We start from the raw sequence: 23,998 nt of genomic DNA on the forward strand, positions 1-23,998 counted from the left end.
GCCTACTATAGTACTAAACCATGAAAAAGTTTTATTTATAAATCATAAATTTCAACAAATACTAGGTTACTCTATGGATGAAATTAAAAAAATCAATCTAATTTCATGTATAATTGAGGAACCTAAAAATATATCTATTAAAAATATTATAATTATGCTTAAAGAAAATAATAATATTATTAAAAGAGAGTTAAAAATAAGAACAAAAGATAATAATATTATTTGGGCTGATTATGAAATTACTCTAGTTAGCTATGAATCTAAAATGTATATACTAGCACATTTGATTAATATTACACACAAAAAAGAAATGCAACTTCATCTATCTAGAATTTTAAGAGTAAGCTCATTAATGATTGAAATAAGTCATTCTATCATTGATACAGATAATATATATTCCATATACCAATTAATTCTAAAAAATGCTATAAAGTCAATAAATCATGCTAAATTAGGCAGTATTATGATTAAGCAAGGGGAAATTTTAAAAATCGTTTCTCATGTAGGCTTCAAAAGTAGTTCTATTAATAATTTTCAAATTCCAATAAAAGAATCCTTTCTTTACCAAAGAACCAATGGTAAACTAGATAGAATAGTAAAAATTGATAACACCTCTGACCCAGATATTACTTTGTACCGTATTGACACCAATGATGAGGATTCAAAATATATAAAATCAACTATTACAGCTCCTATATATGTAAACAATAATTTTTTCGGAGTGGTCAATGTGGATTCAACTAAAGCTAACTCCTTTGATTTAGACGATATTAAAATTATGGAATTTATAAAGACTAATGTGGAAATAGCTATATCTAACTGCTTACTTTATCAGGAAAAAATTTATTTATCAAAGCATGATTGTTTAACAAACGTTTATAACAAAAATTCTTTTCATAAATTGCTTAAAGTCACTGTTCATAAAGCATTAGCAAATAGAACGTCATTCAATTTAGCAATATTTGATTTAAATGACCTAAAATATATTAATGATAACTTTGGCCATTTAGCTGGTGATGCCATAATTAAAAATTTTGCTGAAGAGTGTTCAAATGTCCTAGACAAAGAAGATATATTAGCCAGATTTGGCGGAGATGAGTTTGTAGCTATATTTTTTAATTGCACTGCTGAACAATTAACAAATAAACTGGATAAACTTCTAAATGATTTGCAAAATAAACCTATATATTTTAAAGGAAACAAAATAAATTATTCTTTTAGCTATGGAATCTCCTCATTTAATGAAGATGGCCAGCTCATTAACGATTTACTAAATACTGCAGATAAGAGAATGTATAATTTTAAAAATAAGTATAAAAAAAACAGTCACTAATCTTAATAAGTTAGTGACTATCTTTATATCTATTCTATTTATTAATTTCTTCTTTTAGATAGAAGCATAATAACTCCTATGGCAGATAATAAGCTTCCTAAAAGAACACCCATACCTTCTGATACTCCACCTGTTTTTGGCAATGTACTGATTTTTTCATTGCTTGTCTTTTTATTTCCTAGAACAACTGTAGAAACTGTTTTTGCTTCTTGTGTTGCTCCTAATTTTACATCTGGTTGTGTTTCTTGTGGCTTTGTTTCTTCTGGTTGTGTTTCTTCTGGCTTTGTTTCTTCTGATTTTGTTTCTTCTGGCTTTGTTTCTTCTGGCTTTGTTTCTTCTGGTTTTGTTTCTTGGTTTATTTCTATACCTGTAAGTATAAAACCTAATTCCCCTGTTGTTGCGTTAACATCTATTTTTAAGTTTTTCTTTTCAGTTGTAGTGTTTGGTTTAACCTTAACAGTGAAAGTTTTATTTTCTGAATTATATTCTATACTTTCTATCATTTCTTCTGCTTTTTTGTCACCTTCTCTTAATTCTTCAACCTCAGTAGCATCAAACCTTCCATTTATCACATATAAAGGATTGCACATTAAAAAGAAATTATCCAATCCGAATTCTTGCGCTAATTCGTCTAATCCTAAATAAGGACTATTGAATGTAAATTCTCCTCCTGTAGCTGGTATCACAACTTTTTGATTTACATTTAACTTCTGTCCAAAGAAGCCGCAACTTATTCCCTCAGGATTATTATCTTCATCAAGTTGCTTAGAAAACATTGTAGCTACCTTATCTTTTATATTTGTATAATCCTTCACATTATTTGCACTAAAATCTAAAACTCTAAGTTTATTTAATCCAACTATAGCATCCACATTTGTTATATGATTTGCTGATAAATCTAATGTATCCAATTCAGGCATATTTTTAACAACATCAGCATTGGTTATACCATTACTTCCATCGTTATCAACATTGAAATGAACATCTAAATAATTAAGTTTTGTAAGAGTCTTTAATGGACTAATATCTCTTATTAAATTATTATATAACTTTAAATGCTCTAATTCTGTCAAATTACCTAAAGGTGAAACATCAGTAATCCTATTTCTATATATTTTAGTTTTTTAAGATCCTTTAATGGTGTTATATCTGAAATCTCACATTCTGATAACTCAATAGCTTCAAGATTCTTAGCATACTGTATACCCTCTATGCTCTTCATTTTTCTAGTAACCATCCATTTTGTATCTAATTTATACATCGGTATAATACTTTCTCTTTTTGAATTCTTATCTACTTTAGTTATATCTATGCCATCTGATTGATAAACACTTAATTGCTTTAATTTAAGCATATCTTCTTTAGTTACTTTTTCATCGTCGGCTCTATTTTTATCGATGTTCTTGTTTACTACTTTTAAAAATAGTTTATCTGGAATGTTTACATACTCTTCAATCTCATCGCTATTTGATACGTACCCCATAACTTCATTTTGTACTCCAACTGATAGCAACATCATAAGTGATAGTAATATTGCGATAAATGTCGTTTTTTTATGCATATTTTTTCCCCTTCCTCATTGGTTTATTCAATATTTAGCCATTATTATTAATAGTTTTCCTGACCGTACTTAATATATCATACGTATCATATTTTGTAAATATTTGTACTAATTTGTAAATTAAATAGATATTAGTCTTTCTATAGATATTTTCTATAAGTGGTTTATACTTTGGTGTTTTCTTTTTAATTACTTTTGATGATATTTTTATAAACAGATCTCTAACCTTCAGATGGAGTTTTTACTCCAACTGAAGGTTAGAGATCGTTATCCAGTGACGTAGCTGCCGTTATCTCCCACTTTGTTAGAAGTGGGAGTGTTACGGCAGGTAGTCATCGGATAAATACTAACTTTAAAATTCAATTTATCGTTTATATATTTTTGTGCAACTCAGCATCTAAGTCCTAAATAAATTATAATAGGCACTTGGAATCTTTTCCAAGTGCCTACTCCCTAATTTTTCACAATTGAATTAACTTTATTCCCAACAAAACATTATATCCAAACATATGATAACAATAGATACACTCCATAAATGCATGTGAGACATAAACCTTCTCCTTTGCTTATAACATCACCATGTTTATTTTTACAAAAATATCTAAAACATATAAGTATCATAAGCATAGCAGGTATCTGTATTTTGTAAAAATTTTTAGGAACTAAAAGTCCTCCCTTTGTAACCGAAGCTGAGCTTCCAACTACAAATAAAACATTTAAAATATCAGCACCTATAATATTTCCTACAGCCAACTCACCATGACCTTTTCTAACAGAAGTTATAGCAGTAATAAGCTCAGGAAGGCTAGTCCCAAAAGCAATTAAAGTGGCCGCTATGATACTTTGAGGTATTCCTATTCTTATAGCTGTTATTTCAACAGAAGGAATAAGTATTTTAGAAGAACCTATTACAAGAACTATCCCTAAAACCATCTTGATAATTTGCAGTACAACAGATTTTTGTATTTCCGTTGCTGCCGCCTCATCCTCTGCTTTTGAACCTTTTGCCCATTTTAAAGATATGTAAATATACAATACTAATAAACCAAGAAAAATCCATCCCATCCACTGGGGGATTATGCCTATTCTTTTTCCACCTTTTAAAAAGAATGGCATACAAACTATAGAAAGTAAAATACCAGCTAAAATTTGAACCTTTCCTTGTCTATTTATAGTGATTTTATCCACAGGAAGTTTACCTATAATAGCGGCAATACCTATGATAAGACCAGTATCAGCTATTATAGATCCTATAGCATTTCCTAAAGCTAAATCAGGGTTTCCTTCTAAAGCTGCAAAAACTGATACAGCCACCTCTGGTAATGTAGTTCCTAAGGATACAATAGTTGCACCAATTATCATTTTAGGTATACCCCAACGTACTGATAATCCAACTGCCTCATCCACAAGAAGGTCTGCCCCTTTACTTAAAATGTACAGCATTCCAACTATAATAAGTACTAAAACAATAGTAGGAAACGAATTAAGATAATTAAGTATTATTTTGTCCATAAATATGCTCCTTTTCTTTTGACTTTATAAAAAAAGACTCTACAATTAAGTCTTTTACACAAAAAACTTAATTGTAGAGTCTCACTAAACAAATACTGTCAACAAAGCCGGGAAAATATTCCGTACTGACGACTTTGATACTTAAAAAAGCAAGTTACTCCCTCTACCTATATGATTATATGAAGTTTAAAATACTATGTCAAGAATATTATAATTGCAGCCTTTGCATTTATAATCCCACCTGATTTCTCCACTAATCTTTCCATTGTAATTAATAACTCCCCTGTACTTATTACATCATCAAATTTTAAATTCTTCATGTGAAAGCTTTTCTAGAGCTTTATTAAACACCTCTCGGAAACTTTCAGGGTTTCTTATGGTTTTATATACCATTTCTTTTCCAAAACAATCATGTATTATTCCCCAAATCTCATTTCCAAAACTATATACTCTGAACTGCTTTAGCTTAGGTATATCATTGTTTTTATCCTGACCTTCTACATATGGATTCATCCAGTAATCTTCCATATACTTAAATAGTTCTCCCATTGTATTAATATTACCAGCTCTTATATAATTTATAGAAGCTTTAAATTGTTTCATGGTATCATAAAAATCATTGTTTAGATATTCCCATGTAAATTTATCCAAGCCTTTGTTTTTAGGACCGTCATATATACTCTTAGATAAAACTCCCTCAGCATTATTACAGTATTTTACCGCCAATCCTTCCCCAGAAAAAGAAAGATAAAACAAATCTTCAATTGGCATATTATTCAAATCTAATTCCTCATAAATAGTATTTAGTCCCACATGATGAACCTCATGACCTATAGTTGCACAAAAATCATCTATTGATTTTTCCTTAACCAATTGTAAAAAATCAAAATGCATTCCATTTTTATACACATATCCAAAGCTTTGTCCTATTCCCACCGTAAAAATAAAATTCAATTCTGGCAAATTTATATCTTCTGGCAACCCCTTTAGTGCAATGGATATCTGCTGCTCAAATAACTCTTCTGTAAATTTATCTAATTCCCTAACCTTTTCCATATAAAAATCTAAATTCTCTAGTAAATCTCTATAAAATTTATGATGTATCCTTAAATCTTTGTTTGTTATTTCTTCTTCCTTTATATTAGGTAAATTAATGAAATATTCTGCAAATTCTTCTTCAGAAATTCTCCCTTTATATCTTTCAAATTCAAATTTATAATCCTCGTGTTCAATTAAATCTTCGATTTCCTTTTTTTCTATATTGCCCCATTTTAACTTTTTACATAGTTCAAGCATTGAACTTATAGTTTTGTATCTAATTTTAAAATCCACCTTTATAACCCCCAATAATTTTCTTATCTAATATACACACTGTTTTTCAATGTTTATATTTGGAATTCTATTTACCACTCCTTCTTATCTTTAGTATACTACATTTAACTCTCCCTTTTCTAGTTACTTGATATTACCTATTATGTTTAAATAAAAATTTCATATTAACATTAAAATATCCTAAAATACAAATTTCAGAAATTAAGTATAGACTAGCTTTATGATAAGATAGTTTTAAAGACTAGCTAGAGAGACTTCTTAAAACTGAATTAACTTTTTCCTTATCTCCTTCTTTTATTTCCATTATCACATTTCTTATATCTTTATCAAATATTTTATATGTGATAATTTTCCATTCTTTTCATTTTATAAACATTATCACTTTTACTTTGATACACTATTTAAAATAGTAATTACTTAATGTCTCTAAATAGTTACAGTAAAACACAATATTAAGCTTCTGATCCCTAGACTGAAATAACTACCTATAGTAAAATAAAAATATAATAATTAAAATACACTAGGGAGGTGAACAGTAATATATGCTTCAGTGGAAAGAATTATATGAGGAATGTAGTAACTGTAACAGGTGTAGATTAGGTAGTAGTAGAACTAATATGGTCTTTGGAGAAGGAAATCCCAAAGCTAAGCTTATGTTTGTAGGGGAAGCACCAGGGGCAGATGAAGATAGATTAGGCAGGCCTTTTGTTGGAAAAGCAGGCCAGCTCCTAGAAAAAGCTCTTAGTGCACTGGATTTACAAAGAGAAAGAGATTATTATATCTCTAATATATGTAAATGCAGACCAGAAAATAATAGAAATCCACAGGAAGATGAAGCGCAAGCATGTTTGCCCTATATTAGAAACCAAGTAGCACTTATTAAACCTAAAATTATAGTTTGCCTTGGAGCAATTCCAACTAAATATATAATGGGACCAGAATTCAGAGTTACAAAAGACAGAGGCAATTGGGTAGAACGAAAAGGAATATACATAATGCCTATATTCCATCCCGCAGCCTTGCTAAGAGACGAAAGCAAAAAACCTCTATTTTGGAAAGATTTAAAAAAAATCAAGGAAAAATTCGATGAAATTTCATAGAGCTGAAAAGTCAGGTACTTTGGAATTCATTACAAGTACCTGACCTATTGTATACTACCATTTAATGGAGTATTTTTGTACTAACGCATCAAATATTTTCTACATATAATCATGCTCAGCACTCATCATTTCAGGGTGCCACTGAATTCCAATCACAAAATCTTCTCCCTCTTTTTCAATAGCCTCAACAACATTATACTTTGATACTGCAACAACTTTAAAGCCTTTAGCAGCCTCTTTTACAATATGCTTTCTCTATTCATCTAATAAATTCAAATCTATAGGACATTTTCCATAGGTTCTTCCTGCTTCCATAAACATTTCTACTTTTTCTATTGGTGTATTCATTGGAATTTGGCAACCTGTACTTAAAACATACCCTTTTTTAGAATCATGTCCTTTTCTAATACATTCTTTAACTGATCTAAAAATATCCTCTTTAGTTCCTGCATAAACTACATCCACTGGTGGAACGTTTCCCGTAATGGTTATTCTATCACCCATCATTTTTTTAGCTTCTTCCAAATCTTCTTCATTGTCAATACTGAAATTAGAAACACCAGCATTCACAACCTCTTCCCATATGCCTTTACTTTTACCGCAAATATGTATAGCAGGAGCACTTCCTGTCTTTTCTTTTATTTTATTAATATTTTTTTGAAGTGCTGGCAATGAAAATTTTCTAAACTGTTTTGGACTTATAAGGCTAGTAGATGAAACTGGATCTGCAAATCCAATAGATACACCTAATTTAGCCACTTCTTCTATATATCTATTATTACATTCAGCTATTATTTCCATTAAAGTTTCAACTTGTTTAGGATATTTAATCATCCATTTTAATAATCTTTCAGTGCCCACTACAGAAGCTGCAACACTAAAAGGTCCTGACATAGCGGCACCTACATCTACCTCATCTGAAAGTGCATCTCTAGTAAGCCTTATTGCTTCAATTAAAACTGGCAAATTGCCATCCTTCAATGGATCTATAATTTTAAGTGATTCTATTTCATCAACAGATTTAATTGCTGGTTCTATTAAATAGGAAATACCATAATCAGGATAACCTACTTTAGCTCCCATGGCCTCAGCGACTCCTCTAAGACTAGTGGATATACTCACACCATCATGGCGAAGTCTTTTAAATAAAGCTATCTCTAAATTTGCCATAAGTTCTGCTGAATGATAATATTCTCTAGCTGTAACTCCAATAAAAGGCACCATGGTAACTCCCATGTCCGGAATACATATTATCCTGTCAATTTCCTCTCCTTTAGCAAATGCTTGTACTCTTTCTTTTGGTGTCATTTCTTCCTTGCTCAATTAATCCATCCCCTTTTTTTACATACACACGTCAATTCTATCATTGTAATTACAAGTTCTCTACAATTATATTAAATTTCAATAGTTCCAGGGGTTTTTATAGAACCTGATCATAAAAACCTTTTAGTTACCATATTTATTCTGCGCTCTTAAGTGACTCTATCATATCAATTTTATCAAACCTTTTATACATAGCTAGATTTACAACTATAGAAAATACCATGGTTAATAAAAAAGAGTATAAAAAATATATTGGGCTGATTTTTCTTAAAAACATTATTATATTGGTTTCTGCAGTAATTATTATAAACCTATGAAGTAAAATTCCCATGAATATTCCCACTAAACTTCCTATTAAAGTTAATATAATATTTTCTCTGTATATATAGTTTGCCAGCTCATTATTATAAAAACCTAAAAGTTTTATGGTAGCCAATTCTCTTCGTCTTTCATTAATATTTATATTGGTAAGATTATATATCACAACAAAGGCTAGAACCCCAGCAGATACTATTAAAACTAGCACTACAGTGTTTACACTTTCTATGCTTTTATTATAATCCATATAAATATTATTTTTAAAACCTACTGAATTAATCTTCTTAATACCCTTTAAATCCTTGGCTAGATTATTTTCACTAATGCGTGAGGTATCGTTAAGAAGTCCATAAAAACTATTAAATTCTACCCTGTCACCAGTAACCTTTTTATAATATTCAGGACTCATATAAACATAGTGCTGAATATATTGTTCTGTTATGCCATCAATTTTCACATCTATATTTTTATCATTTAAGTTAATTATTATATTGTCTCCAACCTTTTTATTAGTAAGCTTTGATAGCTTTTCAGTTATAACTACACCTTCATCACTAATATTTAGGGCTTTATCATCCATAGATAAATTTATATAGCTATTAAATTTATCTTTATCCTCAGGAACAACCACATAAATATCCTCATTTTTTGAATCTTTCTTCTCAGTTGTGGCGTTTTTACTGTAAGTGAATAGCACTGATTTAACATTATCCTTATTTAGAATTTTTTCTTTTATATAATTCTTTTCACCATCATCTATATTTTTAATCAATGTACCTTGCATGTGATACTTATAAATTTCTCCAAATTGTCTTTCTGTTGCACCTATTATTCCTTCCTTAAGTCCAAATCCTGTTATCATCAATCCTGTACAAGCTGCAATACCTATTACAGTCATAAAAAGCCTTTGCTTATATCTAAATATATTTCTTGCAGTAACCTTTTTAGTAAAACTCAATCTTCTCCATATAAAGGTTATCCTTTCAAGTAATATTTCTTTACCTGATTTAGGTGGCTTTGGTCTCATTAAAGAAGCTGGAACTTCTCTTAATTCCTCTAATGTGGCTGCCACAGCAGCTGTAGCTGTAAATAATATAGCTAATATAGATGCCTGAAAAGCAAGTCCTGTATTAAAAGGTGTAACTGAATCAGGTATGGCATAAAGTGAACTATAGGCATTCATAATAAGTGGTGGAAATAATCTAAATCCAATAAGTATGCCTATTAAGCTGCCAATTAAGCTAGCTGAAAGAGCATATATAAGATAATGTGCTACAATCGATACCCTAGAATATCCTAATGCCTTAAAAGTTCCTATCTCTATTCTCTTTTCTTGAACCATTCTTGTCATTGTGGTAAGACTAACTAATGCTGCCACTAAGAAAAATATAAATGGAAATGCCTTTCCTATATTGTCTATTCTATTACTATCCTGTCTGTAGGTCTCGTATCCCACATTGGTAGATCTACCTAATACATACCACTGAGATTTTTTAATGTCCTTAAGAGCTTTTTCTATATCTTTATTGGAATCATTATAACTTTCATTATTTAAAAGGCTTTCCTTTGATTGCTCATTATCAGTTTTTACATATATCTCCGTATAAACAGGACTTTTAAAAACCTTTGGCAATACATATACAAAGCCTTTAACAGATCCATTTCCCACAGAACTAAGCTGTCTTTGTTCTGATATATATAATGGAGACTTTGCAGTTCCTACAATTTTAAACTCAGTATTATTTAAACTATCTCCTAAATTACTATCATTACCTGACTTAAGAATTATCTTATCATTTAACTTTAATTTATTTTCCTTTAAAAACCTATCTTCAACTATAACTTCATTATTACTTTTTGGTTTTCTTCCACCAGTAATTCTTATATTATTTATGCTATCTTCCTCTGGCAATGAATTAATATTAAGAACCAGTGACTGCTTATCCTTCTCTATCACTGCATCTATTGAATATGAACCTTCTGCCTTTTTAACTCCCTTTTGCTTTTTTATTTCAGATAAATCATCCTTAGTAAGTCCAAGGGTTGAAATTATTTTAAAATCCATAAAGTTATTTTTATTAAAATAATAATCTCCAGACATCTTCATATCTGGACTAGTAGCTCTAACTCCTGCATAAAAAGACACTCCCACAGCAATTATTACAACTATAGATAGGAATCTTGAAATCGTATTTTTTATATCTCTAAATAAATTTTTAAAAAATGTCTTCTTCATAATTACCACTCTATACTTTCTATTGAAATAGGATTAGAATTTTTCTTTATACTTTCAACCATTCCATTTTTCACATTTATAACCTTGTCAGCAATTGGAGCTATGGCAGAATTATGTGTAATAACCACAATGGTCATGCAGTATTTCTTTGCAGTATCTGCTAAAAGCTTAAGTATAGATTTTCCAGTATTATAATCTAACGCTCCCGTAGGCTCATCACAAAGAAGTAATTTAGGATTTTTAGCAATGGCTCTTGCAATAGACACCCTTTGTTGCTCTCCTCCTGAAAGCTGAGAAGGAAAATTAAATAATCTATGTTCAAGTCCTACATTTTTAAGCACTTCTACTGGCTTCATTGGGTTCTTGCATATCTCCACTGCAAGTTCCACATTTTCCACTGCATTTAAATTCTGAACTAAATTATAAAACTGAAATACAAAACCTATATCTTCACGTCTGTACTTTGTAAGCATTTTTTTATTATATTTGCTAATGTCTTTTCCATCTATGTATATATTCCCATCTGTTGCATGATCCATACCACCTAAAAGATTAAGAATAGTAGATTTTCCCGCTCCACTAGGACCAAGAACAACAACAAATTCTCCCTTGTCTATTGAAAAAGAAACTCCATCTACCGCCTTAATAATAACTTCTCCCATATCATAAGTCTTTTTTACATTTTTTAATTCTATAAAACTTGCCATTAATTACATTCCTCCAATCATTCTTGTGAACCATGGTTCTCTTTTGTTTTAAAAAATATTGTTACCCATTAATAAGATAACAAAAATAAGCCTATTATATTTGCTCGCTGTCCAATTTATCCTTAAGATTCATATAAAAAATGTCAATTATATTAAGTATAAGTCTTCTTACTTCGGCTCCGTCTTCTCTCTCCTCGAGTATAATTGAAATACTTTCTACAAGACTATTAGAAATAAGATAAATAATAAAATTGTCTTTAAGCCTTCTTCCTTGCAAAGACATTTCATAATTTACAGTCTCTGCAACAATTCTAGTTATAAAATCAACAAATGTGCTCTTGCAATTCTCATATTTAGATCCATTACTTTTATTAAGCAGTATGGCAATCTCTGTACTATTATCATTAAATATCTCCATTATTTTTTCCATAAGTCCATAAAATATTTCTTCAGCCTTATCATTAATCTCAACCTTATGAAACTGATTAATATAATCCATAAGTTTATAATACACTGAGCCTATTAAATTCTCATATAAATCCTCTTTAGACTTAAAATACTTATATATATTTCCCACTGAAGTATTTGCTCTTTTAGCTATGTTTCTTATAGACGCACCTTCATAACCTAATTCCTTAAATTCCTTTAAAGCTGCCACTGCTATACTATTTCTAACTTCGTCTTTTAAATATTGCATTAGAAAACCCCCGTTCACTTTTGATTCTATGCTAATTTTCATGTGTTGTCAATGCTTTATCGTGGGTTAATACAAACATTAGGTAAGCTTTCTATAAAATCATGTATAGAGGCTTTTTTTGCAGCTTCTTTAATCTCTTCTAAAGTAGCTCCTTTCTTAGCAACTCATATGTTTTATTCTATGGTATCATTAAATAAAAAAGTCTCTTGAGTTACAAAACTTTCAATATTTCTTAAAGAATCTGTATTAACATTTTTTATGTCTTCATTATTTATTTCTATACTTCCCTTAGTTGCATCCCAAAATCTCATAAATAATTTTAAAAGAGTACTCTTTCCAGAACCACTTTCTCCAACTATTCCTATAATCTTTCCTGACTTTAACTTAAGATTTAAATCTTTAATGATAGGTTTGTTTTTCATATAAGAAAAACTTACATTGGAAACCTTTATATCCCCAGCTTCTACATTATTTTTATCATAAATCTCCCTTACCATTGGCTCTTCCTCTAACAAATTTAATACTCTTTCTCCTGAAGCTAAAGTTTGAACTAAAGTATTTGATAAATTGCTCAAAGCTACCACAGGTCCAAAGGAGCTCATAATAGCTACTGTAGAAATTAGCACATCTTTAAAATCTATTAAATTTAATTTAAGTAAATACACACCTAAAAATAACATCAAAGCAGTAGTACTCAAAATAGCTGTGTCTGTACAAGCTCTTACTATACCCTCATGTTTTTTTATAGTTCTTAAATGATTATTTAATTCTTTCCCCTTGTTATCTATATAGGAAAGTCTTTTATCCCCTAAATTAAACATTATTATTTCTTTAATTCCCTTTAATGAATCTAACATATAACTATTCATCTTTCCAAAGGAGTTTCTATAATTAACTCCTGCATCATTTCCAAGTTTGGAAGAAAAATAAGGAATTATAAACCCTACAGTAAAATATCCTAAAAAAGCCACCATTCCAAGATAAACATGTTTTTTTCCAATATACAAAATCATAATTAATGAAGTTAAAACTCCTATAACCACAGGGGCAATGGTATGTGCATAAAAAACCTCTAGAAGCTCAATATCAGTGGTTATTATAGATATAAGATTTCCTTTTTCCTGTCCTTCCAGTTTTGCAGGTGAAAGCTCCCTAAGCTTTTTAAAAATATTATCTCTCAAAATAGCTAATAACTTAAAAGCTATATAATGACCTGAATATTGTTCTAAATATCTTAAAAAACCCCTTATTACAGCAAAAAATACCACTATAGTAAAGATTCCTTTCATATCAATTCCCATATTAAATCCTAAATACTGTGAAACTCCTATACTTCCATAAACAGTAATGAAAATCGATGCCAAATATCCTAAAACCCCCATGGTTATGGTTATAAGCATCACATGAATTAGCGGTTTTACAAGTCCTATAAGACTTAACATTATAGTTATTCCGCTTCTACGTTTTTTAGGCACATTCCTCACCTCCTATTTTCTCTAATTGCTGCTGTTCATTAACCAAATTAAAATATTCACCTTTTTTGCTCATAAGCTCCCTATGATTTCCACATTCTTTCACTTGTCCATCTTTTAGCACATATATACTCTGAGCTTTTCTTACATTATAAAGCCTATGAGAAATCAAAATAACAGTTTTCTCTTTAGCCAGTTCATGTACAACCTGCATAATTTCATTTTCACTTTCCACATCAATATTAGATGTAGCTTCATCAAATATATAAATTTCACTATCATATAATAAAGCTCTAGCAAGGGCAAGCCTTTGTTTTTGTCCTCCTGATAGGTTACTTCCCCCATCTTTTATTTTAAAACTCAATCCATCCTCCAAGGACATTACAAAATCATATAAATTCACTTGCTTAAGCACCCTATACATTTCTTCCTTTCTAGCATCAGCCTTTCCCATTTTTAAATTTTCCTCAATGGTACCAGTAAAAATATAGCTATTGTGATTAACCAAATTAATTTTTCTTCGTAATTGCTTTTCACTTATATTTTTAAGTTCTACATCATTAATTAAAACTTCACCATTATAGTTTCTATAAAATCCCATTATTATATTGGAAATGGTACTCTTCCCACAACCTGAAGCCCCAACTAAAGCTGTTAAATTACCATTTTTTATATCCAAGTTCACATTTTCAAGAACCCTTCTATCCTCTTCATAAGAAAAGTCAAAATTTCTAAATTTAATATTTATATTATTTAAATTTTCTACTTCTTTATTTTCAAAATTTTCTACAGGAGTATCTATTATTTTAAATATCTTTTCTGCTGCTGCCATTCCATTCATAGCAATATGAAAAAAAGAGCCTAAAAGTCTTAAGGGTATAAAAAATTCCGCTGAAAGTAATATAATAGAAATTGCCCCAGACATGCTTATTTTTCCTATGGCCAATTGTTTTAATGCTATTATTATACCTACAGCACTACCGCCAAAAGCTATTAAATCCATGATATTTATAGAATTTAGCTGCATAAGTAACACTTTCATAGTTATTTTTCTAAAATTTTCTGCCTCTAAATTCATCTTTTCATTCTTTTCTCCATCCCTTTGATATATTTTCAATGTAGTAAGTCCTTGAAGATTTTCTAAAAATGTATCTCCAAGATTAACATATACACCCCAATAGCTTGCAAGAAGCTTTTTGGCTATCTTCATTATTGCAACTATTGACATAGGGATCAATGGTACACATATTAAAAGCACCATTGCTGCCTTAAAGCTTATAAAACTAACCACCACAAACAAAGTTAAAGGTGCCAATAAACTATAGAAAAATTGTGGTAAATATCTTCCAAAATATATTTCCAACTGTTCAATACCATCTATAGCCACCTGCACCACTTCAGATGTAGAATTTTTCTCATTATAATGCACACCTAAGTCCAACAATTTATTATAAATTGTTTTTCTAAGGCAAGTCTTAGAATCCTCAGCACATCTGCTAGAAAACTCAGAAGAATTATAATTACATAAAAATCTAACTATTATGGTAATAAACACAATAGCAAAAACATTTGCTGTACTTTTAATATCCACTCCATTTAAATATATCAATTCCATATAGTTAGCTATAGAAATTATAGCAATTATATTAAATAAAAGGCTTATCCAATTAGTTAGCACTGTGGCTAAAATCCACTTTTTACAACCTTCTACCAGATGTATCAATCTTTTATTTATCATTATATACTTAAAACTCCTTTCATTAAAAAAGTCTTAATTTCAAATAAAATTTTCACTCCATTAGTATTTCACCTTTTACTATAAGTCGCCTTTTGCCTTTTTCTGCACAAGTTACTATAGTAATAGTTTTTTTCTCCAAATCACTATCTAAAACACTCATTTCTGTTGGTTCAACTATGCTTTTACCATATATTTCATATTCAAATTGTTGTTTTTTAGTTTTTATTATGATTTTGTCTCCTTTTTTCACCTTATGTAAATTATTTAAAATTTCATTATAAACATAACTACTATGGCCTGCTATGGAAAAATTGCCAAAATCACCTGGTAAAGGAGTACTGGTAAAATGCCCTAAATGATATTTAAGTTGTTCCTTTTCTACTCCTTGAACAATAACAGACTTTAAATTTATAGAAGGTATCTGAATTAATGCTATTTCCTCATTTAATCTTATATTTTCACTTTTCACATTACTGGACTCACTATGTTTTCCTTCTGTTTTTAATTTTTTATTTTTATTATCTTCTCTCTCATATAATTGAGTCTTTTCTATTTCTTTATTAAAACCATTTATTGAATTATTTTCTTTATTTTTAGAATATGTTTTAATAGTAACCATGGCACAAATTAATACTAAACCAGTTATCATTACAATTAACGCTAAAATATTTTTCTTCATGTACTCTTCACTCCACATAAACATAATTACTATAAAAAATAATAATGCTGTACAACTACATCTATTTTAGATATTTCTAAACCTCTTTTAAACCATAGTAATTATTTTAATTACAAATTTGTTTTGGAATAAATACTAACTTTTCGCCAAATTGATTTCTTAATATATTCATTTCTACCTTATACACATCTTTTATTAACTTTTCATTTAAAATATTTTCTGGCTTACCAACACCTTTAATATTTCCATCCTTTATCACTAAAACTCTATCACTATATTTTGCTGCTTGATTTAAATCATGCAAAACCATTATAACTGTTAATTGTAATTTTTCATTTAATTCCTTAACCAAATCTAATATCTCTATTTGGTTATTTATATCTAAATAAGTGGTAGGTTCATCTAAAAGAAGTATTTTTGGTTTTTGAGCAAGGGCCATAGCTATCCAAGCTCTCTGCCTTTCTCCACCAGAAATATTCATCATACCTTTATCCTCAATATGCTTTAAGTTAGTTTTTTCAATAGCCCATTCTACTATAGATTCATCTTCTTTATTTAAGCCCTCAAGCCAATTTTTATGAGGATTTCTTCCGAAACCAATAAGCTTTTTCACACTCATATCTTCCGGGGCAAAATTATGCTGAGAAAGACACGCCATTTCTTTTGCTATTTCTTTTCCCTTCATATTCCAAATAGATTTTCCATCTAAATAAACAGTACCGTCCATAGGTTTTAAAAGTCTTCCAATAGCTTTTAAAACTGTAGATTTTCCAGAACCATTAGGCCCAATTATCGTTACAACTTCTCCTTTTTTAACATGCATACTAAAATCTTTAACTACAACCTTATTGTCATAACCTACTTTAAACTCATTTACTCTAAGCATTTTATTTATTCCTCCTTAATAAAATCAAGAAGAATGGAGCTCCCAGCATAGCCATTATTACTCCCACAGGCAATTCTATAGGTCTTGCTATATATCTAGCCAATGTATCAGCTAAAAGTAATATAACTCCACCGGTAACTGCACTCATAGGAATCAAAAATTTATAATCTGAACCTAATAATAGCCTACAAATATGTGGAACTATAAGTCCTATAAATCCTATTATTCCAACAGCTGATGTGCTTATTCCTGCCAAAAAAACTGCTACCAAAGATATACATATCCTAGTTCTATTTACATTGACACCTAAATTAGTAGCAATATCATCTCCCAGTGCCAATATATTAGCACCTTTAATGCAGAACATTGATAACACTATTCCTATAATACAATAAGGTAGAAAATATCCAACTTCTTTCCACCCTCTATAAGCTAAACTACCATTTATCCACAATAAAACACCTTGAATCTTTTCGCTATTCATAATTGCCAATAATGAAGTAAACCCTACAAACATAGCGTTTACAGCTACACCTGATAAAATCACTCTTATAGGTTTTATTCCTTTGTCCCAAGAAAGAACAAATACTAAAATACAAGCTATCATAGCGCCTAAAAAAGCCGCTAATGGAAGGGCTCTATAGAATTGTGGAAAATATAACATTATTAAAATTGCCGCTAAACTTCCTCCTGATGAAACCCCAGTAATTCCTGGATCTGCCAAAGGATTTCTCATAACTGATTGCAAAAGTGCGCCGGATATGGATAGGGCCGCCCCTACAAATACAGCTAATATAATTCTTGGCAAACGCATATCCCATATTATACTTTCATTTATTTCACTACCATTGCCCATGATAGTATCAAATACCTCCTTAAGAGTTATATCTGCACTACCTATGCCAATAGTAGCAAAAACTAGAAACATCAATAGAATTAAAGTTAAAAATATTATTACTACTTTAGTTTTATCTTTTATATTTTTCATGTTATTCACCATTTTCTTTTATGTAGATATATATATCAACTTATTTTATATCCACTTTTTATATTCTTTTTTAAACTCCATAAAGATAGTCTTTCATTTTTTCTAAAGACTCAATAGCCTTTATATCCCCTGTAACTCCAAAAGTCTTTGGATCTAAATCATATACTTTATTCTCTTTAATAGCTTTAAATTTTCTCCATTGAGGATTATTTTTAAATTCCTCATCTACCTGCTTTTTAGCTTCATCAATGTATCCATGGTACATTCTAAAAATCACATCAGGATTTTCCTTCAATGCACTTTCTAATGAAAATGGAACATATTGGCCCTTCATATTAACCTGTGATGCTATATTTTCTCCCCCAAGCTCCTCTATTAAGCTTCCCACAAAAGAATTCTTGCTAGATAACATAAAATGTCCTGGGGCACCAAATAAAATCATTACCTTTACCTTTTTATCCTTATTAACACCCTTTAATATTTCTTTTTCCTTTTTTTCAAATTCATCAATAATTTTATTTGCATTATCCTCTTTTCCAAAATTACTTCCTAATTTTTTAATAGTATCCTTCACCGAATTATAAGAATCCAAATTACAAAATTCAGTTTTAATTCCATTTTCTTTAAGTCTATTTCCTATCATATCTTGAAGCGCACCTGAAGTTACAAATAGGTCTGGTTTTAAAGTTTTAATCTTTTCTAAGTCAGGATTCATAGGCAACCCTACTTCAGGTATTTCCTTTAAATTACTTGATAACTGGTATTGGGTAGTAGGTCTTCCAACTATTTTAACACCTAATTTATTTAGCATTTCCGCCACTGCCACACTTCCAGCTATTATTCTAGGTTCCTTAGAATTTTTCTGTGAAACATTTTCTTTTTTCTCTGTTTTACCACAAGCTGCTAAAGAAATCCCCATAAAAACAGCCATTACTAAAGCTAAAACTCTTTTCATAATTTCCTCCTACAAGATAAAGCTTTATTCATTCATATTTAATCCACTGCAGCATATTAAGATTAATAAAACCTTTAAATACTGCAGTGGATTTGGCACCTGTTTTAAATTTTATTTTCTTTTTCTAAGAAATGCTCCTCCACCTAAAAATGCAAGTCCACCTAATGTCCATATAGCTGCTTGTCCTACTGGATAACCAGTTTGTGGTAACGTATCTCCTTCTTCACTCTTTACTTTATTACTTACTGTGTTACTTACTTTATTACTAACCTTTTTATCTGAAGTTTTTGTTGAAAGTTTTTTTCCTGAATTATTTTGTGAAGTTTCATTCTTAGATTGATTTTTATTTGTTGACTCTTCCTTTTTATCACTTGAAGAGCTATCTGCTAGCTTAGTGATATCATCCTGAAGCACAACTCTAAAAGCTACCTCAGCATTTCCCATAGGAACTACATTCATGCGCAATTTAACTTGAGGTTTTGCACTTGGCACTTTAAATTTAATCCATTCAGCAGTTCCTTCTTTTTTTACTGAAGTGTAGCTTACCTGAGAATTGTCTACTAAAACTTTCACATTCTTCATCCAATCCGTTCTTTCAAGTTTTAAAGTTAAATAAATATCTCCATTTTTCACATCTAAAGTAACCATTTTCTCTATATACTGTCCTGCCATTGAAAGGTCATCCTCATTCTCCTTTAAAGTCTGCATACTTACACTATACTTTCCATCTTCTAATGCTGAACTTTTAGCTGCTAACACTATACCGTAACCTTTATTATTGTCATTTACCCCTTTAGCTAAAGCTTTTGATGGTGATAATACCATCCCTGCTGATACTGCTGTAATTAATAAAATTTTTAACGCTCTATTTTTCATTTATTTTTCTCCTCTCAAATTTTTATATTTTTCAAATCATTCCATAAAACTCTTAGTTGTCTTTTTTCTTATTTTTTTTCATTAAAGTAATACCTAATGCTGATAATGTAGTTCCTATAGTTACCAAAATTCCCCCACCAAAAGCTGAACCGGTTTTAGGTAATTTATTTTCTTTTATCTCTTGTGAATTTGTACCTTTGCTCACTTTTAACCTATTTATATCTTTTTTATTATTTTCTACCTTCTGTGCTAATTTATTTGAATACTCAACTTGATTTTGCCCTGGTTTTGGTTGAGGTTTAGTCTCTGGTTTAGTATTATTACTATTTTGTGCTGTAGCATTTGTCATATGGCTAAATACACGGCGTTCAAAACCACCAGCTGAAATAACTGTTTTAATAATTCTATATTCATCTCCTTCCTTCATATCAGTATCATGGTATATTCCTTCAGTAACATCTTTTTCATTTTCACTGGAAATATGCTTAATTGTAATATATCTACCACTTGAATCCTTCTTTTGTATTTCAGTTACAATTATCCAATCCTTACTCTTTTCAATTAAATATTCATAAGGAGTTTTTCCATTTAATTTTTTATTATATTCATCAACTGAACTACAATCATTCATATATGTTCCCCAAACATATAAATCCAATGCTGATAAAGCTTGTTTCCATGTTAAGTTACCATCTCTTGCAGTTAACTGTAAGTTTAAACTATTTTTTTGAGGATAAAATCCATCTTCAGATAAATTAGCTACATCCGGTTTTTTATTTAATCTATTTAATTTAAAATCAAAACCTCTAACATTTGGTAAAAGTTCGTTAATATTGTCAGGAATATCTGTTAACTGGTTATCATATACAGTGAAGGTGGATAAATTCTTAAGAGATTTATAAACATTCTCTGGAATCTCTTTAATAAGGTTATTATTTAAGCTTAAACTTGTTAAATTACTCAAATTGCTTAATTCTTCAGGTACCATTTCAATTTTATTGTTATTTACAGCCAAAGTTTTTAATTGTTTTAACTTTCCAATCCCATTAGGAATACTTTCTAACTTGTTATTATATAAATATAAACCTTCTAAAGCTGTTAAATTATCAAAAATACCATCTGGCAATTCCATTAGTTCATTTTCTGTAAACCCTAAGGATTTAAGATTTTTTAATTTATCAAATATGCCTCTTGGTACTTTTTTAATGTGATTTTGATCTAAACTTAGTTCTGTTAAATTTGTTAAATTATCAAATATTCCTTCTGGCAATTCAACTATTCCATTTATGGTTAAAGATAATTTTTTTAATCCTGTTAATCCATCAAATACACCCTTAGGTAAATATTTAATATTATTTCCACTTAATCTTAGTTCTGTAACACCACTTCCAAGATGACTAAGTCTTGAAATATCTTTTATGTTTTTACCTGTTAAATTTACTTCTCCTGTAGCCTTTGAAAGTTCTTCATCCGTAACAGTTCCGTCTCCATTTTTATCTAAACCAGCCTCTATCAATGCTTTATTAAATTCAGCATCTGCATCAATAACTTCTTTATCTTTATTAAATCCATCCCAACCCTTTACACAGCTTTTATCAAATACAAATCTTACTTTTTTATATTTATCAAAGTCTCCAATATCATTTTTTGTACCGCCCATCATGCCAACAAGTACGCAGGCTAAATGATCAGAAGTTAAGTCTGATATTGGTACTTCATAGGTTTGCATTTGATATTCTCCTTTACTATTAGGCTCCCCCGTAAATGTTCCTTTTGCACTTACATACTCTCCATTACTTTCTACACGAAAATCAAGCAAACTAAAGGCATAAAGAGTATTTAACATAGTTAAAGTGATTTTACCATCCTTAACCTGAACTTTTACTTTTTCATCAAAGAATCCACCTAGCATTGATTCATTTTCAGGTATATCATATCTATAAGCTTTAAAACCTATGGTATAAACCCCATCAGTAAGTTTATCAGTAGCTATATTACCCTGCGTAACAATTACTTTTCTTTTCGCTCTTTCAGTTTGTCCATTATAAGTTACAGAGTAAGTTACTTCATAAGTTCCTGCTTTAGGATTTTTCACATCTAAATTTCCTGCATCAACTTTTATTTCATCTGTTAAATCTATTTTTTCTTTACCTATTACACATGCAATAACATCACTCATCAAATTAATTGGTTCTCCTGCTATTACAGTCATGTCTTTTCTTATGCTAATTTGAATATTTTCCTTTCCTACAGTTGCTGAAGCTGATTCTTCTTGGCTGATTAGCGTTCCATCTTTTTTTATTTTTATTCTCATATCATTGTATCCATCTACTTTAACAATGATTGTATTTATTTCTTCTGTAAAAGCTTTATCATTTAATTCTAATCCGCCCATATAACTTAAATGGTACTCATTAATACTAAAATTAAAATTATCCTCATATCTAACTCCATTTACCGTTACCTCTGCTAATTTAGTGTTAGGGTTATTTGGATCTGCTGCTTTTATATACTTATTAAAATCATCATTTTTTTCAAAGGTTATTTCATACTCAACTCTTCCATAAATTTCACCATATCTAGCATTAGTCACCTTAGGTAGTGTCGTTACACTTCTCCACTCCTCAGTTTGTTGTTCAGTAATCCCTGTGTTAATTGTTTCTTCAGGAACCTTTGCCCCTGCATCTCTAACTTCTGTTACTGTTCCCCCATTAATAGTAGCCGCAATTGCAACTTGAGATGTTCCTCCAGCTATTAAAGCTGAAGCTAAAACGGCACTTATTCCCTTATTGATTTTTTTGTTTTTTCCATATAACCACTCCTAATTTGCATATTTTTATATTCAACCAATTAAACTATTCAATTGGTCATATCCTTTGTCCTAGTAAATGATATCAATTATCAATTAACATTTCTTATGAATTTTTTGGATTTTTTTATAATTTCTTTTGAATTTGAAAATCATTATGATATAATATTGATATTCATTATCACACGAAAAGGAGATGCTCACATGTTTATCTTTAAAAAAAAAGAGGAAACTAACAATATTGAAAGAATAGATATGAAAAATATATTTATAGATGAAAACTCAAAAGTTAAAGAAATTGAGTCTCTTAATAATTCATACAATATAGCAACTATTAAACAACTTACCAAAAGTGTTATTCTAGGAAATGTTAGCAATGCCCTTCTTATTTATAGAAATGTATTTAATATAAAAAAACATGAATATATCAATAATTTAAACCCCATAAAAATAATGAAATATAATTTAGTATCATTATGCATAAATTTGATTAATGCTAGCATTGTATCTGCTAAAATTTTGGAAAAAGATACTATTGAAATGAAAAACAAGTACATTGCCGATATAGACAAGCAAACTAATATAGAGGATTTACTAATAACTGGTGAAAATATGATTAAAGGTATAACCTGTTTCATAAATAACTATTCTTTAAAAAATAAATCTAATTGCATTGAAAAGGCCGTGAACTACATTAATAATAATTTCAATGAGCCCATTACTTTAGGAGAAGTGTCAAACTATGTACATCTAAACAGTAGCTATTTATGCACACTTTTCAAAGCAGAAATGAACGAAAGCTTTAAGAGTTACTTAAATAGATTAAGGATAGAACACAGTAAGTCTATGCTTTTGACTACAAATAATTCTATACTTGATGTAGCTTTATCTGTAGGTTTTGATAATCAAAGTTATTTTTCTACAGTATTTAAAAAATACACTAATATGAGTCCAAAGGAATACATTGATATTCATAAAAAATCCTTATAATACACTACTGGACAAGCCCTACTTCACTTTCTGCTGTATGTGTAACTACACTTTGCACTTGGAGTAAATAAAAAGAAACTACCTAAAAAACTCTAGGTAGTTTCTTTTCCTATAGAATAATAGCTCAAAATAGAAAATAACAAAGATGAGCCTAAAATAGCTAAGATATCCACATGTTTTTTAAAAAAAGCTACTGCATATAAAATAACAAAATATAATGCCCAGTTTAAAATTAGTTTTTTACTAAATTTCTTTATACCCTGTTTACTTATAGTTTTGCGCATCTCTGATATGGATACTATCAAAATACACAATAAGGTTAATACTAAAATTACAATAAAAATACGTACAAAAGTATTATTCACTGGCCAGTTAAATTTTTTAGCCCCTAATATAAAAACAATTGAAATTAAAAATATTATTGAAATTATACTGCTAAATTTCTTTATTTTGTCCATAAATGTCCTCCAAAATATAGTATATTTT

At 29.6% G+C, this 23,998-nt stretch carries 22 protein-coding genes; 3 read left to right on the forward strand and 19 right to left on the reverse strand.

The genetic code is table 11. The annotated features are described in order from the left end of the window. Positions 1-1,333 (forward strand): diguanylate cyclase (locus FGK85_RS10155; RefSeq protein WP_138206262.1); only part of this gene is annotated, 1,333 nt, incomplete at its 5' end. Between the two features lie 41 nt (positions 1,334-1,374). On the opposite strand, the gene FGK85_RS10160 is transcribed toward FGK85_RS10155, so the two are convergent. The 5 genes from FGK85_RS10160 to FGK85_RS10175 form a co-directional block, all read right to left on the reverse strand. Next, complete coding sequence (locus FGK85_RS10160) at positions 1,375-2,406, reverse strand: leucine-rich repeat domain-containing protein (RefSeq protein WP_138206264.1); 1,032 nt, start codon at positions 2,404-2,406, stop codon at positions 1,375-1,377. 5 nt (positions 2,407-2,411) lie between these two features. Continuing rightward, the gene (locus FGK85_RS10165) at positions 2,412-2,894 is read right to left on the reverse strand and encodes a hypothetical protein (protein WP_138206266.1); all 483 of its coding nucleotides are present in this window, start codon (positions 2,892-2,894) and stop codon (positions 2,412-2,414) included. A 495-nt stretch (positions 2,895-3,389) separates the two neighbouring features. Beyond that, positions 3,390-4,406 carry a sodium:calcium antiporter gene (locus FGK85_RS10170; RefSeq protein WP_138206268.1) on the reverse strand — a complete coding sequence of 339 codons (1,017 nt, stop codon included), beginning with the start codon at positions 4,404-4,406 and terminating at the stop codon, positions 3,390-3,392. A gap of 194 nt (positions 4,407-4,600) precedes the next feature. Beyond that, entirely contained in the window at positions 4,601-4,726 is a 126-nt protein-coding gene (locus tag FGK85_RS15765) for a hypothetical protein (protein WP_279232917.1), read from the reverse strand. Then, positions 4,707-5,738, reverse strand: coding sequence for a DUF5700 domain-containing putative Zn-dependent protease (locus FGK85_RS10175; RefSeq protein WP_138206270.1), 1,032 nt, complete (start codon positions 5,736-5,738; stop codon positions 4,707-4,709). The genes FGK85_RS15765 and FGK85_RS10175 overlap by 20 nt, the downstream gene beginning before the upstream one ends. 542 nt (positions 5,739-6,280) lie before the next feature. Here FGK85_RS10175 and FGK85_RS10180 point away from each other — a divergent pair. Next, positions 6,281-6,838, forward strand: a complete 558-nt coding sequence (locus tag FGK85_RS10180; RefSeq protein WP_138206272.1) for a uracil-DNA glycosylase — start codon at positions 6,281-6,283, stop codon at positions 6,836-6,838. Between the two features lie 99 nt (positions 6,839-6,937). On the opposite strand, the gene FGK85_RS10185 is transcribed toward FGK85_RS10180, so the two are convergent. The 13 genes from FGK85_RS10185 to FGK85_RS10245 all read right to left on the reverse strand — a co-directional run bounded on the left by FGK85_RS10185 (position 6,938) and on the right by FGK85_RS10245 (position 22,306). Then, the gene (locus tag FGK85_RS10185) at positions 6,938-7,084 is read right to left on the reverse strand and encodes a gamma-glutamyl-gamma-aminobutyrate hydrolase family protein (RefSeq protein WP_138206300.1); all 147 of its coding nucleotides are present in this window, start codon (positions 7,082-7,084) and stop codon (positions 6,938-6,940) included. Between the two features lie 9 nt (positions 7,085-7,093). Continuing rightward, a complete protein-coding gene (locus tag FGK85_RS10190) occupies positions 7,094-8,161 on the reverse strand; it encodes a uroporphyrinogen decarboxylase family protein (protein ID WP_138206274.1) in 1,068 nt (355 codons plus the stop codon). Between the two features lie 136 nt (positions 8,162-8,297). Next, positions 8,298-10,715 (reverse strand): ABC transporter permease, encoded by a 2,418-nt coding sequence (locus tag FGK85_RS10195; RefSeq protein ID WP_138206276.1) that lies wholly within the window; start codon positions 10,713-10,715, stop codon positions 8,298-8,300. Between the two features lie 2 nt (positions 10,716-10,717). Next, positions 10,718-11,422, reverse strand: a complete 705-nt coding sequence (locus tag FGK85_RS10200) for an ABC transporter ATP-binding protein (RefSeq protein WP_138206278.1) — start codon at positions 11,420-11,422, stop codon at positions 10,718-10,720. 94 nt (positions 11,423-11,516) lie between these two features. Next, positions 11,517-12,119 (reverse strand): TetR/AcrR family transcriptional regulator, encoded by a 603-nt coding sequence (locus FGK85_RS10205; RefSeq protein ID WP_138206280.1) that lies wholly within the window; start codon positions 12,117-12,119, stop codon positions 11,517-11,519. 173 nt (positions 12,120-12,292) lie between these two features. Next, entirely contained in the window at positions 12,293-13,594 is a 1,302-nt protein-coding gene (locus FGK85_RS10210; RefSeq protein WP_243122857.1) for an amino acid ABC transporter ATP-binding/permease protein, read from the reverse strand. Next, entirely contained in the window at positions 13,587-15,329 is a 1,743-nt protein-coding gene (locus tag FGK85_RS10215; protein ID WP_138206282.1) for an ABC transporter ATP-binding protein/permease, read from the reverse strand. The genes FGK85_RS10210 and FGK85_RS10215 overlap by 8 nt, the downstream gene beginning before the upstream one ends. Before the next feature lie 52 nt (positions 15,330-15,381). Beyond that, on the reverse strand, positions 15,382-16,008 hold the full coding sequence (locus FGK85_RS10220; RefSeq protein ID WP_138206284.1) for a class D sortase: 627 nt from the start codon (positions 16,006-16,008) through the stop codon (positions 15,382-15,384). A gap of 106 nt (positions 16,009-16,114) precedes the next feature. After that, positions 16,115-16,894, reverse strand: coding sequence for an ABC transporter ATP-binding protein (locus tag FGK85_RS10225; RefSeq protein WP_138206286.1), 780 nt, complete (start codon positions 16,892-16,894; stop codon positions 16,115-16,117). Between the two features lies 1 nt (position 16,895). Then, complete coding sequence (locus FGK85_RS10230; RefSeq protein ID WP_138206288.1) at positions 16,896-17,894, reverse strand: FecCD family ABC transporter permease; 999 nt, start codon at positions 17,892-17,894, stop codon at positions 16,896-16,898. 58 nt (positions 17,895-17,952) lie between these two features. Continuing rightward, entirely contained in the window at positions 17,953-18,837 is an 885-nt protein-coding gene (gene isdE, locus FGK85_RS10235) for a heme ABC transporter substrate-binding protein IsdE (protein ID WP_138206290.1), read from the reverse strand. Between the two features lie 111 nt (positions 18,838-18,948). Next, positions 18,949-19,713 (reverse strand): NEAT domain-containing protein, encoded by a 765-nt coding sequence (locus tag FGK85_RS10240; RefSeq protein ID WP_138206292.1) that lies wholly within the window; start codon positions 19,711-19,713, stop codon positions 18,949-18,951. Positions 19,714-19,765: 52 nt separating this feature from the next. Beyond that, positions 19,766-22,306 carry a leucine-rich repeat domain-containing protein gene (locus tag FGK85_RS10245; protein WP_138206294.1) on the reverse strand — a complete coding sequence of 847 codons (2,541 nt, stop codon included), beginning with the start codon at positions 22,304-22,306 and terminating at the stop codon, positions 19,766-19,768. 420 nt (positions 22,307-22,726) lie between these two features. On the opposite strand from FGK85_RS10245, the gene FGK85_RS10250 reads away from it, so the two are divergent. Next, entirely contained in the window at positions 22,727-23,512 is a 786-nt protein-coding gene (locus FGK85_RS10250; protein WP_171011391.1) for a helix-turn-helix transcriptional regulator, read from the forward strand. A gap of 92 nt (positions 23,513-23,604) precedes the next feature. Here the strand turns inward: FGK85_RS10250 and FGK85_RS10255 are convergent, their stop codons facing one another. Further along, entirely contained in the window at positions 23,605-23,970 is a 366-nt protein-coding gene (locus tag FGK85_RS10255; protein WP_138206298.1) for a hypothetical protein, read from the reverse strand. Positions 23,971-23,998: the final 28 nt, after the last annotated feature.

It is taken from the genome of Haloimpatiens lingqiaonensis (assembly GCF_901447495.1).
Taxonomy (GTDB): domain Bacteria; phylum Bacillota; class Clostridia; order Clostridiales; family Clostridiaceae; genus Haloimpatiens; species Haloimpatiens lingqiaonensis.